This is a genomic window from Actinophytocola sp., assembly GCF_035634895.1.
In the GTDB taxonomy this organism is placed as follows: Bacteria; Actinomycetota; Actinomycetes; order Mycobacteriales; family Pseudonocardiaceae; genus Actinophytocola.
Genome location: NZ_DASQCC010000119.1, coordinates 55722 through 69763 on the forward strand (window position 1 = coordinate 55722; position 14042 = coordinate 69763).

General features: G+C 71.1%; 12 protein-coding genes. 8 read left to right on the forward strand and 4 right to left on the reverse strand.

Going from position 1 to position 14042, the window contains the following annotated elements:
- Positions 1 to 53: 53 nt before the first annotated feature.
- Positions 54 to 1547 carry an alpha/beta hydrolase gene (locus tag VET29_RS16975; protein WP_324921263.1) on the forward strand — a complete coding sequence of 498 codons (1494 nt, stop codon included), beginning with the start codon at positions 54 to 56 and terminating at the stop codon, positions 1545 to 1547.
- Between the two features lie 227 nt (positions 1548 to 1774).
- Here VET29_RS16975 and VET29_RS16980 read toward each other — a convergent pair whose 3' ends face one another.
- The gene (locus VET29_RS16980) at positions 1775 to 2284 is read right to left on the reverse strand and encodes an ATP-binding protein (protein ID WP_324921264.1); all 510 of its coding nucleotides are present in this window, start codon (positions 2282 to 2284) and stop codon (positions 1775 to 1777) included.
- 341 nt (positions 2285 to 2625) lie between these two features.
- Positions 2626 to 3393 carry a class I SAM-dependent methyltransferase gene (locus VET29_RS16985; protein ID WP_324921266.1) on the reverse strand — a complete coding sequence of 256 codons (768 nt, stop codon included), beginning with the start codon at positions 3391 to 3393 and terminating at the stop codon, positions 2626 to 2628.
- A 102-nt stretch (positions 3394 to 3495) separates the two neighbouring features.
- Here VET29_RS16985 and fdh point away from each other — a divergent pair, with 102 nt between their 5' ends.
- Genes fdh through nrfD form a run of 3 tightly spaced genes read left to right on the forward strand, consistent with a single transcriptional unit; the run spans position 3496 to position 8567 of the window.
- Positions 3496 to 6720: a formate dehydrogenase gene (fdh, locus tag VET29_RS16990; protein ID WP_324921268.1), complete on the forward strand. Its 3225-nt coding sequence runs from the start codon at positions 3496 to 3498 to the stop codon at positions 6718 to 6720.
- Positions 6721 to 6723: 3 nt separating this feature from the next.
- On the forward strand, positions 6724 to 7578 hold the full coding sequence (locus tag VET29_RS16995; RefSeq protein ID WP_324921270.1) for a 4Fe-4S dicluster domain-containing protein: 855 nt from the start codon (positions 6724 to 6726) through the stop codon (positions 7576 to 7578).
- Positions 7575 to 8567, forward strand: coding sequence for an NrfD/PsrC family molybdoenzyme membrane anchor subunit (gene nrfD / locus VET29_RS17000; RefSeq protein ID WP_324921272.1), 993 nt, complete (start codon positions 7575 to 7577; stop codon positions 8565 to 8567). The genes VET29_RS16995 and nrfD overlap by 4 nt, the downstream gene beginning before the upstream one ends.
- Here the strand turns inward: nrfD and VET29_RS17005 are convergent.
- Both VET29_RS17005 and VET29_RS17010 read right to left on the reverse strand, forming a co-directional pair.
- Positions 8556 to 9329 (reverse strand): putative protein N(5)-glutamine methyltransferase, encoded by a 774-nt coding sequence (locus tag VET29_RS17005; RefSeq protein WP_324921274.1) that lies wholly within the window; start codon positions 9327 to 9329, stop codon positions 8556 to 8558. The genes nrfD and VET29_RS17005 overlap by 12 nt on opposite strands.
- A gap of 8 nt (positions 9330 to 9337) precedes the next feature.
- Positions 9338 to 10069 (reverse strand): enoyl-CoA hydratase/isomerase family protein, encoded by a 732-nt coding sequence (locus VET29_RS17010; protein ID WP_324921276.1) that lies wholly within the window; start codon positions 10067 to 10069, stop codon positions 9338 to 9340.
- A 121-nt stretch (positions 10070 to 10190) separates the two neighbouring features.
- Here VET29_RS17010 and VET29_RS17015 point away from each other — a divergent pair, with 121 nt between their 5' ends.
- From VET29_RS17015 to VET29_RS17030, 4 genes are all read left to right on the forward strand, one after another.
- On the forward strand, positions 10191 to 11804 hold the full coding sequence (locus VET29_RS17015) for a sigma-70 family RNA polymerase sigma factor (RefSeq protein WP_324921279.1): 1614 nt from the start codon (positions 10191 to 10193) through the stop codon (positions 11802 to 11804).
- Between the two features lie 86 nt (positions 11805 to 11890).
- Positions 11891 to 12367, forward strand: a complete 477-nt coding sequence (locus VET29_RS17020; RefSeq protein ID WP_324921281.1) for a hypothetical protein — start codon at positions 11891 to 11893, stop codon at positions 12365 to 12367.
- A gap of 230 nt (positions 12368 to 12597) precedes the next feature.
- Positions 12598 to 13230 carry a response regulator transcription factor gene (locus VET29_RS17025; protein WP_324921283.1) on the forward strand — a complete coding sequence of 211 codons (633 nt, stop codon included), beginning with the start codon at positions 12598 to 12600 and terminating at the stop codon, positions 13228 to 13230.
- 249 nt (positions 13231 to 13479) lie between these two features.
- A complete protein-coding gene (locus VET29_RS17030) occupies positions 13480 to 14016 on the forward strand; it encodes an ATP-binding protein (protein WP_324921285.1) in 537 nt (178 codons plus the stop codon).
- Positions 14017 to 14042: the final 26 nt, after the last annotated feature.

The window sequence follows — 14042 nt, forward strand, 5'->3', positions numbered from 1 at the left end:
GGGCATGATGGGCGGCGCACTTGTCACACCAACTGGGGATCGGGGGAACACATATGCGCACGCGAAGACTGCTCATGTTGCTGGCCGGCACGCTGGTGGCCGGCGCGGTGGTCGTACCCGGCACGGCGGCGGCCGAGCCGGTGTCGACCATCGACTGGAAGCCCTGCGGGGCGGACGCGCCGGGCGTCGACTGCGCGACCATCGACGTCCCGCTCGACTACGCGCGGCCCCGCGGCGAGAAGATCCACATCGGGCTGGCCCGACGGCCGGCGAAGGACCAGTCGAAGCGCATCGGCTCGGTGCTGCTCGACCCGGGCGGCCCCGGCGGCTCCGGCGTCGCGTTCGTGATGGGCGGCGACGCCGTGACGCCGGCGGTCGCCGAGCGCTTCGACCAGGTCGGGTTCGACCCACGCGGCATCAACACCTCCAGCCAGCTGCTGTGCGACGCCGGTCTCTCCGACCAGGCCGACGCGGCGAAGCGCCCGGCCAACCAGGCCGACTTCGACCACCTGGCCGCGGTGAACCGGGCACTGCACGACAGCTGCCGGGCCAACTCCGGCGCGCTCGCCAACCACGTCGACAACCTGCACACCGCACGCGACATGGACGCCATCCGGGTCGCGCTCGGCGAGCGGAAGCTGACGTTCGTCGGCTACTCGTACGGCAGCCTGATGGGCCAGCAGTACGCGGAGCTGTTCCCGCGCAACATCCGCGCGTTGGTCATGGACGGCAACATGAACCACAGCCTGCGTTCCCCGTGGGAGTTCGCGCGCACCGAGACGGCGCCGGTCGAGGAGGGGTTCAGGGAGTTCGCCCGATGGTGCGACAGCAACCCGGCGTGCGCGCTGTACGGCCTGGACACCACGGCGGTGTACGCGCAGCTGAAGGCACGCGCCAAGGCCGGCACGCTCGTGGACCCGGACGGCAACCCGGTCAGCTTCTACGCTCTCGCGGGCAGCACGTTCAGTGTCGTAATCCCGCAGGTGTGGAGCTTCGTGGCGGAGAACCTGCGGTGGTTGTGGGACGGCACCGGCACCCCGAGGCTGGGCGCCAAGCTCGCCGCCGAGGTCGACAACATCACCTACCCGACGATCTGGTGCAGTGACTGGACCTGGCCGGTGCGGAACTACGCGGAGTACGCCGGAATCCGGGCCGGCCTCGCACAGCAGTTCCCGATCATGGAGTGGTCCCCGTACGTCGACCACCTCATGACCTGTGTCAACAGCGGCACGAGGAACACGAACCCGCAACGCCCGCTCCGGGTCCACGGCGCGCCGCCCCTGGTGATGGTCGGCAACGTCCACGACCCGGCGACGGTGTACCCGTGGAGCCTGGCGGCCTCCCGCCAGAGCGGCGCACGGCTGCTCACGTACGAGGGCTGGGGCCACACGGCCTACGGCTACGACATCCAGTGCGTGAACAACGCCGTCGACGACTACCTGATCAACCTCCACCCACCCCGCCGCGGCCTACGCTGCGCGTCGATCGACGAGCCGGCCCTGGCCACCGCCCGAACCCAGCGAAACCTCCCAACCGGCCTGTTCTGAGCCAGCCAAGAAGGGCCCTTCAACCCAGAAGGGCCCTTCCGCTCGGAACGGTCCCTGACACACGGAGCCCTTTCCACGCGGAGGGCCCTCCACGCGCCCCATCCACGCGAAGGCCCATCCTCGAATGCCTTCCCGCGAAGCCGCTTCCACGCGAAGCCCCCTCCACGCGAAGCTCCTTCCACGCGAAGCTCCTTCCACACGTTGCCCCCCTCCACGCGGAGGGCCCTTCACGCCGTCAGGTACGGGCGAACCTGGTGCATGGTGTCGGCGGGCGTGCCGTCGTTGCTGACGAGGAGGCGCGGCCCGTCACGCGCGACGTCCCACGGCTCGTAGTCCAGCGCCGTGACCTGGGCCCAGGTCGGCACGACCAGCCCCGCGATGTCACTCTTCCTGGCCTCCACCCGCCGCCGGTGCTCGGCGGGATCGCTCAGCTGCACCTCGATAACCCGTAAGGGCGTACGCGCAAGCGCGGCAAGCGCCATCCAGCCGGCCCTGGCCTCCGGCACCGCACTAACGGCATCGACCACGACATGCGAACCAGCGGCAAGGCTCGACGCCGCGATCTCATGAGCGACGGCATACCCGACCGGGCTAGTGGACGGCCGCACGAGACCACTACGCGCGATCGCCGCCTCGATGGCGTCTATACGCAGATGAGCGGCGGTCAGCTCGGCGGAGACCATTCGCGCGAGCGTGGTCTTGCCCGTGCCCGGCCGCCCCACGAACACAACCAGCACCCGCACATCATGCCGTGACCCTCCCCCACCCAACCGACACGCCCAACCCGCGAGTCCCGCGTTCAAACACCCCGAGTCCCGCGTTCACGCAGACCGGGTTGCGGTTTCGTGCACACCCACCGAGCGCGCGGCGAACGCCGTCACGCCAAGGCGAGGACCCACACCAGCCACGGCCGGAACCCACACGAAACCGCGACTCGCCAGGCCCGAACGCGCGACTCGGGTCTATCGCAGTTCCCGCGACTCGCTATGTCTGAACGCGGGACTCGCTATGTCTGAACGCGGGACTCGCTATGTCTGAACGCGGGACTCGCGGGGTTGGGCGCGGGGCTCGTGAGGGGTTAGGGGGTTGCGGCTCGGTGGAGGGTGGCTGCGAAATCCAGGGTTATTCCGCCTTGGCGGTGCATCTTTTCCGCGTCGCGGAAGAACCGTTCGCGGAAGGCCACTGCCTGTTCGGTCGGTAGGGCGTCGACGGCGGCGGGGACTCCTTGTAGGGCGAGCCAGTCCCATAGGGCGGCCGGGTCCGGTAGGTGTTTGGGAATGTCGACCATCACTCGTGTGGGTGATACAAAGCCGGCCGAAAGGAGTAAATCGTCCAGTTGGTCCGCGGCGAGTGGCGCGCCGCCGGAACCGCTGCCGAAGAACGATCTGTTCAGGTCGTACAGCCAGCCAAGGCGTCCTATCTCCTGGCGTTCGAGGGACAACGCCACCATGCCGCCCGGCGCCAGGACCCGGCGGAACTCCGCCAGTGCCGCCGACGGGTCCGAGAGCACCTGCACGACGAATCCCGCCGTCACCACGTCGAACGAATCGTCGGCGAACCCCAGTGAGCCGGCATCCTGCTGGCGCACAACCATTTCCGGGTAGTCCGCGGCGAGGCGGGACACCATCCCGGCCGACGCGTCCACCGCCGTCACCGCGCAGCCGCGCTCGAGCCCTGCCCGCGCGACGGCGCCCCGCCCGGCGCCGACGTCCAGCAGCCGCGCGCCGCCGGGGGGATCGGCGAAGGAGACCAACCGTCGTCCCACGTCGGCGACGTAGAAATAGATCTCCTCGTAACGGTCGGCCAGGGCATCGTACTTGCGCCGTCCCTCTTCGGTACTTGTCACCGAGAAACCTCCAAGACCCGCCAGCCTAGAAAGGACGGGCACGCGCACATACCGCCGATCCGGGAGTGTTTATCCACCCGAACGGCCGGGTAACGCACCACCATGTGGCCTGTCTTCCGCCAGCTCACGGGCACCGACCGAACCGGACGCGGCGAAGCGGTCAAATCCCGGCGCACGGCGCAGCGCAAACCGCGAACCGCCACCGCCGACCGGGTCGTCAAGTCGATATGTCCGTACTGTGCTGTCGGTTGTGGTCAGGACATCTATGTGAAGAACGAGAAGGTCGTCCAGATCGAGGGCGACCCCGACTCGCCGATCAGCCGCGGCCGGCTCTGTCCCAAGGGCTCGGCCACGCTCCAGCTCACCACCGGCGCGAGCCGCCACCACCAGGTGCTCTACCGGCCGCCGCACGCCACCGACTGGCAGCCGCTCGACCTCGACACCGCCATGGACATGGTCGCGGACCGGGTGATCAGGACCCGCGCGGAGACCTGGCAGGGGGAGCACGACGGGGTCGCCACGAACCGGACGATGGGGATCGCGAGCCTCGGCGGCGCCACCCTGGACAACGAGGAGAACTACCTGATCAAGAAACTCTTCACCAGCCTCGGTGTGGTCCAGATCGAGAACCAGGCCCGCGTCTGCCACAGCTCGACCGTCGTCGGGCTCGGCACGTCGTTCGGCCGCGGCGGCGCGACCGGGTTCATGCAGGACCTGCAGCACTCCGACTGCATCATCATCGAGGGCTCCAACTTCGCCGAGTGCCACCCCGTGGGGTTCCAGTGGGTGATGGCCGCCAAGGCTCGTGGCGCGACGGTCATCCACGTCGACCCGAGGTTCACCCGAACGAGCGCACTGTCCGACCTGCACGTGCCTCTTCGTGCCGGCACCGACATCGCGTTCCTCGGCGGCCTGATCAACCACGTCCTGTCGACCGATTCCTACTTCCACGACTTCGTCGTCCCCTACACGAACGCGGCGACGATCGTCGGCGAGGACTTCCAGGACACCGACGACCTCGACGGTCTGTTCTCCGGGTTCGACGAGCAGACCCGCCAGTACAAGGTCGACACCTGGAGCTACGACGGCGTCCCGGTCGCCCCCGCCTCGGGCCAGCGCGACCAGACCCCCGGCCGGGAGCACGCCGACGTCCGGGACACGGCACGCGGTGAGCAGCACGGCTCCGGTGGCGCCACGACGGACGTCCGCCACGTCAAGGAGGACCGGACGCTCCAGCACCCGCGCTGCGTGTTCCAGATCCTGAAGCGGCACTACGCCCGTTACACCCCGGCGATGGTCACCGAGATCTGCGGCATCCCCGAGGCCACGTTCAGGAAGGTGTGCCGGGCGCTGGTCGAGAACTCCGGACCCGAGCGCACCAGCCAGTTCGTCTACGCCGTCGGCTGGACCCAGCACACCACCGGCTCGCAGTTCATCCGTGCGGCGTGCGTCCTACAACTGTTGCTGGGCAACGTGGGCCGGCCAGGCGGCGGCATCCAGGCGTTGCGCGGCCACGCCAGCATCCAGGGTTCCAGCGACATCCCGACGCTGTTCAACCTGCTGCCCGGCTACCTGCCGATGCCCTACGCGCACCACCAGCAGACGCTCGAGACCTTCATCGCGGCGGACTCGGCCAAGAAGGGCTTCTGGGCCAACATGGACGCCTACGTCGTGAGCCTGCTCAAGGCATGGTGGGGTGACAAAGCCCAGCAGGACAACGACTTCTGCTTCGACTACCTACCCAGGCTGACCGGCAGCCACGGCCACTACGACAACGTCATGGAGCAGCTGAAGGGAAACTGCAAGGGCTACTTCCTGTTCGGCGAGAACCCGGCGGTCGGCTCGGCCAACGCGAAGATGCAGCGGATGGGCATGGCCAACCTGGACTGGTTGGTGGTGCGGGACTTCTCGCTCATCGAGAGCGCGATGTGGTGGCAGGACGGGCCGGAGGTCCAGACCGGCGAGCTGTCCTGCGAGGACAACGCGACCGAGGTGTTCTTCTTCCCCGCCGCGGCGCACACGGAGAAGGACGGCAGCTTCACCAACACGAACCGCTGGCTGCAGTGGCACCATGCGGCCGTCCTGCCCGACGGCGACGCACGCAGCGACCTGTGGTTCACCTACCACCTGGGCCGGCGGATCCGCGAGAAGCTCGCCGGCTCCACCGACCCCGTCGACCGGCCCGTGCTCGACCTCACCTGGGACTACCCGGTCGAGGGGCCGCTGGACGAGCCGTCGGCCGAGGCGGTGCTCGCGGAGATCAACGGCTTCGACCCGGGCGGGAAGCCGTTGTCCGCGTACACCCAGCTGAAGGCCGACGGCTCGACCAGTTGCGGTTGCTGGATCTACTGCGGGGTCCACGCGGACGGCGTGAACCAGGCCGCACGGCGCAAGCCGTGGACCGAGCAGGACTGGGTCGCCGCGGAGTGGGCCTGGGCCTGGCCGGCCAACCGCCGCATCCTCTACAACCGCGCGTCGGCCCGGCCGGACGGCACGCCGTGGAGCGAGCGCAAGAAGCTCGTCTGGTGGGACGCGGAGAACGGGCGGTGGACCGGGTACGACGTGCCGGACTACGAGCCGACCAAGCCGCCGGACTACCGGCCGGCCGAGGACGCGCTCGGCGTCGCGGCGATCGCCGGCGACGAACCGTTCATCATGCAGTCCGACGGCAAGGGCTGGCTGTACGCGCCGGCCGGGGTGCTCGACGGTCCGCTGCCGACCCACTACGAGCCGCAGGACTCGCCCTTCCCCAACGCGCTCTACGTGCAGAAGCGGAACCCGGCCCGGCTGCTGTACCCGCACGAGTTCAACCGGTACGCGCCGAGCGGGAACGAGCCGGGCAGCGACGTCTTTCCCTACGTGGTCACGACCTACCGGCTGACCGAGCACTTCACGGCCGGCGGCATGACGCGGTGGACACCGTACCTCGCCGAACTCCAGCCCGAGATGTTCTGCGAGGTCTCGCCGGAGCTGGCCGCACGCAAGGGCCTGTACAACGGCGGCTGGGCCACGATCGTGACCGCACGCAACGCGATCGAGGCCCGCGTGCTCGTCACCGACCGGATGACGCCGCTGCACGTGCAGGGCCGCGTGGTCGAGCAGATCGGGATGCCGTTCCACTGGGGACCGAACGGGTTGAGCAAGGGCGACTCGGCCAACGAGCTGACGCCGATGGCGCTGGACCCGAACGCGCACATCCAGGAGGACAAGGCGTTCAGCGCGGACATCCGTCCGGGGCGCCGGCCACGGGGACCGGCGCTGCCCGCGCTGGTCCGTTCCTACCAGGAACGAGCCGGCATCACCGAACACACGGGCACGGAGGTGTGAGACGTGACCGGGACCTGTGAGGACCCCCAGCCACGCGTGGGTTTCTTCACCGACACGAGCGTGTGCATCGGTTGCAAGGCCTGCGAGGTGGCGTGCAAGGAGTGGAACGCGATCCCGGACACCGGGCTCGACTTCACCGGCATGTCCTACGACAACACCGGCGGCCTCGGCGCGGACACCTGGCGGCACGTGGCGTTCATCGAGCAGCGGAAACCGTTGGGCGGCCAGGACACCGGCCGGTCCACAGTGGATCTCGGGATGCCGGCGATGCCGGGCCAGGAGGAGGGTTCGGAGTTCCGCTGGCTGATGGCGTCGGACGTGTGCAAGCACTGCACGCACGCCGCCTGCCTCGACGTGTGCCCGACGGGTGCCTTGTTCCGCACGGAGTTCGGCACGGTCGTGGTGCAGGAGGACATCTGCAACGGCTGCGGCTACTGCGTGCCCGCCTGCCCGTACGGCGTGATCGACCAGCGCGAGGACGACGGCCGGGTGTGGAAGTGCACGATGTGCTACGACCGGCTGGGCGCCGGCCAGGAACCCGCCTGCGCCAAGGCATGTCCGACCGACTCCATCCAGTTCGGCGAGCTGGACGTGCTGCGGGCGCGGGCCGACGAGCGCCTGGCGCAGCTGCACGACGCGGGCATCGACGACGCCCAGCTGTACGGCCGGGACCCGGACGACGGCGTCGGCGGGACCAGCGCGTTCTTCCTGCTGCTGGACAGGCCGGAGGTGTACGGCCTGCCGCCGGACCCGGTGGTGACGACCCGTGACCTGCCGACGATGTGGCGCCGCGCGGCGACCGCCGCCGGCGCGCTGCTCGTGGGCCTCGCGGCCACGTTCCTGGGGAGCAAACGATGACCGACATCCATGAGCAGGACTCGGCGGCGCCGCCGGACCGCACCGCGGTGACCGGGCGTCGGAAGGGCCGCGGGCGGGGCGAGCAGCCGATGGTGCCCGACGCGTCGTTCGCCAGCTACTACGGCAGGCCCGTGCTGAACAAGCCGACCTGGCAGGCGCGGGACATCGCGGGCTACTTCTTCCTCGGCGGCCTGGCCGGCGCGTCGTCGGTGCTGGCGGCGGGCGCGCAGCTGACCGGGCGGCCGGCGCTCGCGCGTGGCTGCAAGGCCGGCGCCCTGGTCGCCATCTCGGGTTCCCTGTTCGCCCTCGTCCACGACCTCGGCCGCCCGGCGCGGTTCGTGAACATGCTGCGGGTGGCCAAGCCGACGTCGCCGATGAGCGTCGGCACCTGGCTGCTCACGGCGTACGGACCGGCGGCGGGTGCGGCGGCCGTCTCGGAGCTGACCGGCCTGCTCCCCCGGGTGGGCCGGGTCGCGTCGGTGGCCGCCGGCCTGTTGGGCCCGGCGGTCGCGGCGTACACGGCGCCACTTCTCGCGAACACGGCCGTGCCGACGTGGCATGCGGGGCACCGGGACCTGCCGTTCGTGTTCGTCGGCTCGGCCGCGGCCGCGGCGGGTGGGCTGGGGATGCTGGTCGCCCCCGTCGCCGAGGCGGGGCCCGCACGTCGTGCCGTGCTCACGGGTGCGCTGTGCGAGCTCACCGCGGCGGCACGGATGGAGCGGACCATGGGCCTGGCCGCCGAGCCGCTGCACACCGGCCGCGGTGGCACGCTCATGCGGGCGGCCAGGGCGTTGACGGTGACGGGCGCGGTCCTCGGCGGGATGCTGGGCCGGCGCTCGCGAGCGGCGGCCGTGCTGGGCGGGGTGGCCGCGCTGGCCGGGTCGGCCTGCACCCGTTTCGGCATCTTCCACGCGGGCGTGGCCTCCGCCGAGGATCCCAAGTACACCGTCCGACCACAACGCGAGCGGCTGCGGGCCTCAGGGCTCTAGGCGTCCGACCACCACGGTCGCGCCGAGGTCGTCGTCGGTCACGATCTCCGGTGCCAGGCCGGCCGCGGCGACCATCGCCGTCGCCACGGGTGCCTGCCCGGTACTCGTCTCGAACAGCAGGTACCCGCCCGGCGCGAGCCAGGCCGGGGCCCCGGCGACGGTCCGGCGCAGCACGTCGAGCCCGTCGGCGCCGCCGTCCAGCGCGACGAGCGGCTCGTGCAGCCGGGCCTCGGGCGGCATCAGCGCCACGGCGCCGGAGGGCACGTACGGCGCGTTCGCGACCAGCACGTTCACCCTGCCACGCAAGGAGTCCGGCAGCGGCTCGTACAGATCGCCCTCGAACACCGTGCCGGTGACGTTCCCGCGCGCGCACCGGACCGCGGCCGGTTCTACGTCAGAGGCGAAGACCTCGACACCCGGCACCGCCGCGTACACCGCGGCGCCCACCGCCCCGGAGCCGCAGCACAGGTCCACGACGACCGCGCCGCGTCCGGTGAGCGCCGTGGCGTGCCGGGCCAGCAGCTCGGTGCGCCGCCGTGGCACGAAGACCCCCGGCTCCAGCACGATCCGCAGGCCGAGGAACTCGGCCCAGCCCAGGACCTGTTCGAGCGGTTCCCCGCCGACCCGCCGCTCGATCATCGCGTCGAGCTCCGCCGGGCCGGCCGCCGCCTCGACGAGCAGCCGCGCCTCGTCCTCCGCGAACACGCAGCCCGCGGCACGCAACCGCGCGATGACAGCGGATCGTGGCACCACGGAGGCCATCGGGTGCCCTATCGCTTCGACAGTTCGGCCAGGTAGCCGCTCAGCCGCGCGTGTGTCCCCGGCTCGGCCCAGAGCGCGGCCACGGCCTGGTCGTCGACGTCGCGGCGCGCCGCGATCCGCTCGTGTGCCGGCGCGTGCAGCTGCCGCTTGGCGAGCGCGTACACCGCGGCGGGCACGGCGGCGAGCTTCGCCGCCGAGGCCACCGCGGCCGCGAGGAGATCCTCGGTCACGACCTCGTGGACCAGGCCGACGCGGCGCGCCTCCGCGGGGTCGAGCCGGGGCGCGGTCAGCACCAGCCGGTCGGCCGCCGGGCCGGTCGCGTGCCGCATCACCTCGATGGCGACGGTCGGGAACGGCACCCCGGCCGCCAGCTCGGTGAGGCCGATCGTGCCGCCGGACATGAACCGCAGGTCACACGCGGCGGCCAGCACGCACCCACCGGCGAGCGCGTGCCCGTTGACGGCCGCCACCACGGGCCGCGGGTGGTCGAACACCGCCAGGAACGCGGCGGACAGCGCCGGCAGGAACTCCTCGACGTAGGCGGCGCCGCCGGCCACGATCCGCTTGAGGTCGACCCCGGCCGAGAACGACCGGCCGGCGCCGGTGAGCACGACCGGCGCGTCGCCGGTGGCCGCCAGTGCGCCGGGCAGCGCGCGGAGCAGCTCCACGTCGAGCGCGTTGACCGGTCCGTGGTCGAGCGTGAGAACGGCGACGTCGCCGTGGGTGGTCGTCCCGATCATGTGGCCAGCGTGACACGGTGCGACGGATGGCGGTACGAATCGGTGGTGGAAAGTCGTAAGGTTCTGCCGGTTCGGGGGCTCTCACCATCAGCAAGGCTTGTTTTTCGTCGGAGGTACACCCGTGTCCGAGCACAGTGACGCCGAGTTGGTCGCCGGTGTGCTCGCGGGCGACCGGGACGCGTTCGCGGCCGTCTACGACCGCTACGCCGACCGGTTGCACGACTTCTGCCACTCCGTGCTCCGCGACCGGGACGAGGCCGCGGACGCCGTGCAGGACACGTTCGTGCTCGCCGCACAACGCCTTGTTCAGCTCAACGACCCGGATCGGCTCCGGCCCTGGTTGTACGCCGTCGCGCGCAGCGTGGCGCTACGCCGGGTACGGGCCCGCCGCCGAGTCGTGCTCGACGAGGTGGGAGAGATGGCGGACACGGACCCGGGGCCGCATCGTGCGGCCGAGCAGGAGGCGTTACGCGAGTTGGTGTGGACGGCGGCCGGCGGGCTGTCGGAACGCGACCGCGCCCTGCTCGACCTGCACCTGCGCCAGGGCCTGGAGGGCGCCGAGCTTGGCGAGGCCATGGGCGTCAGCACCAGCCACGCCTACGTGTTGCTGACGAGGCTGCGCGACCAGGTCGAACGGTCGCTGGGCGCGCTGCTCATCGCCCGCCTCGGCCGCGCGGACTGCACGGAGCTGGACGCGGTGCTGTCCGGCTGGGACGGCAAGTTCTCTCCGATCATGCGCAAGCGGGTCGCCCGGCACGTGGACCAGTGCGACGTGTGTGCCGACCGCAGGCGGATCGCGGTCAGCCCGTGGGCGCTGCTTGCGGGCGTGCCACTGCTGCCGGCACCGCTGTTCCTGCGGGACCGCGTGATGGCGCAGGTCCAACTCGCGTCGATGGACGTCCCGACCGAACAGAACCCGACGACCGAGCACGGCGAGAGCGGCGAGGGACAGGGCGGTACGGGCCAGGGCGCCGGGAGGACGGGGGCCGGCGCGGGTACCGCGGCCGGCGCCGGCCTGGCGGTCGAGGCGGCGCTGGCTGCGGAGGAGTCCGACGAACGGGCGGTAGGTGGGCCGTTCAGCTCGCGGCGCGCCAAGGTGACGGCGGCGGCCGCGGCCGTGCTGGCGTTGCTGGTCGCGGGCATGGCCGTCGTGTACTGGCGCGGTGACACGGTGGAAGGCAAGCCGCTGGCACTGGAGAACTCCGTCGCGCTGCCGACCACCACCGACACGACCCGGACCGCCACGACGACCCCCACCGCCACGACGGTCCCGACCACGACGACGGGACCCACCACGACCACCCGCAAGACCACCACCCGCAGAACCACCACGACGACACGGCCCGTCACGACGACGACGAACGTGGTGCAGCCACCACCACCGCCGCCGCCTCCCCCGCCGTCGGGCGACACGACGCCGCCGGTGGTCACCAGCGCGTCGGCCGAGCCGACCACGATCTACGCCACGTACTGCCAGCAGTCCCCCGCCAGCAGCTCGGTCCAGGCGACCGCGAGCGACGACGTCGGCGTCACCTCGGTCACGCTGACCTGGAGCGGGAAGGCGGGGAGCGGGAGCGCGGCCATGTCCCGCGACGGCGACACCTGGTACTCCGGGATGGGCGACTTCGCCAACCCCGGCGACGTCAGCTGGCGGGTGATCGCCACCGACGCGGCCGGGAACACCAGCGAGCCGCGATCGGGGCGGATCACCGTTCGGGACTGCCCCGTCGGCTAGAAAAAAAGTTTCTACGGAAAGTTGTAAGGACCTCGCCAGCGGCGGCTCCTACCGGTCGACACACCGTCCACCGGAGGGACAACACCGTGAGGGCTCTACTCACAGCAGCATTCCTGCTGACCACGCTCCTGTTCTCGGGCCACGAGGCGACCGCCGCCCCACCGACGGCCGCCGACCCGCCCGGCATCCTGACGCCGGCCGATCCGCCGGAGCCCCAGCCGTGCCGCAAGGTCGGGCCGGTCCCCTGTGACGTCACGTTCCCGACCCTGACGGTCGACGTCCCGACCACGCCGTCCGAGCCGTCCGAGCCGGCGGGTGAGCCGTCCACAACCGCCGTCACCACACCGGCCGAGGAGGCGTCGAGCACCCCTGCGTCCGGCGACGGCACCTCGACCGGCGACGGCACGGCGGCGGGCTCGGCACGCACAGCCTCGCCCGTGAGCCCTCCCGGCCCGGCCGGCACGGACTGGTGGCTCATCACGATTCCGGTCCTCGCGTTGCTGGCACTCGCGGCCGCCGGCACCGTGCTGCTCATCCAGCGCTCCGAGCGCCCCCCGCGCTGACCGCCCGGCGGACCACCGCACGCCGGCGAACCACCACACGGCAAGGCACAGCAAGACAAGCACAGCAGTCGGCGGACCACCACACGCCGACAGACAAACGCCGAAAGACCACCACGCGGCCGACCACCACACGCGACATGGCCGCGAACGCGAGAGAGCACGGCGCGACGAACCACCACCACAGCGCCACCAAAGACGTCGTTCCACAGACACCGAGGGGAAACAGAGAAATGCAGGCAATCACCCGTACCAACGTCCTCGTCCGCGCAACCGACCCCATCCTCCAGAACGGCGTCTGCATGACGCTGCGCACCAGGCCGGAGGTCTGGCTCGCCGACGACAAGGCCGACCCCGCCAACACGGTCGCGCTCGTCGCCGCCGACCGGTTCGACGGCCGCACCACCGAGCTGCTCCGCGCCGTCCAGGGCCGTGGCTTCACCAAGATCGTCCTGATCGCCGGGGAGGTCGCCGAGGCCGAGGTGCTCACCGCGGTCGAGTCCGGTGTCTGCGCGGTGGCGCGCCGGTCCGAGGCCACCCCGGACGTGCTCGTCCGCCTGGTGAAGGCGGCGGCCGCCGGCGAGGGCGCCCTGCCGCCGGACCTGCTCGGCCGCCTGCTCAACCAGGTCTCCCGCCTGCAGCGGCACGTCCTCGAACCCCGGGGCCTGCAGCTCGCCGGCATCACCAACCGCGAGTCGGAGGTGTTGCGGCTGGTCGCGTCCGGCTTCTCCACCCAGGAGATCGCCGAGAAGCTCTGCTACTCGCAACGCACGGTGAAGAGCATCCTGCACGACGTGACCAACCGGTTCCACCTCAGGAACCGGGCACACGCCGTCGCGTACGCGCTCCGGGAGGGCCTCATCTGATAAGACTTGTGGTCGTTTTGGTCACAATGGGGGCGGGGCGCTCGCGTGAGCGTCCCCGCAACCGCAGGTCAGGGCATATGACGTGCTCACAGCCCCGGTACGGAAGGGGCTGCCCCCGCGAAGACGACTTGCGGGAGTTAGTAACCTGCAGCCCTGAAGGCAACGCCCAACGTGAGGGGCATTGCCCGACACAAGGGTTTCGCGGCAAGATCACCGGGCGTCTCCCGAGGTTGGGATGTGAAGATATCCGTGCGCGATCAGACGGTCCAGGTGGACGACCTGAAGCTCGTCGCGTTGCCGAGCGCGATCAACTGCGCCGACCTCTTCGTGCGGTTCACCCTGGCCGAGTGGCGCGTCGACTCGATGATCCCCGACGTCCGGCGCGCGACCGAGGCCCTGATCAGGGCCGTCGTGGGCGACGCGAACGCGAAGTCGACGCCGACCATGCTGTTGTTCCGGCTGCGCCTGTCGGGTAACACCCTGGCCATCGAGATCGAGGACGACCGGCAGACGCCGGAGCTGAAGGTCCCGCGCGCCCTGTCCGTCTCGAACAGCGGCGTCACGTTGCTCTCGACCGGCAAGCAGCTCCTCTGGACCGAGGTCCCGCTGCCGAGGGGCATGGACGCGACCGTCGTGCCGCTCCCCCGCCGCGGCACCACCCGCGCGGCGGCGGCCGCGGCGCCACCGCCGGCCGAGATCGCGGGCGCGGACGACCTGTCGCCGGACGTGATGGAGCGCATCCTCGAGGGCCTGCGCCGCGACCACGGCGAGCCCCCGCGGATCTAGTGCGCTCCACCGATGTTGGTGCGCAC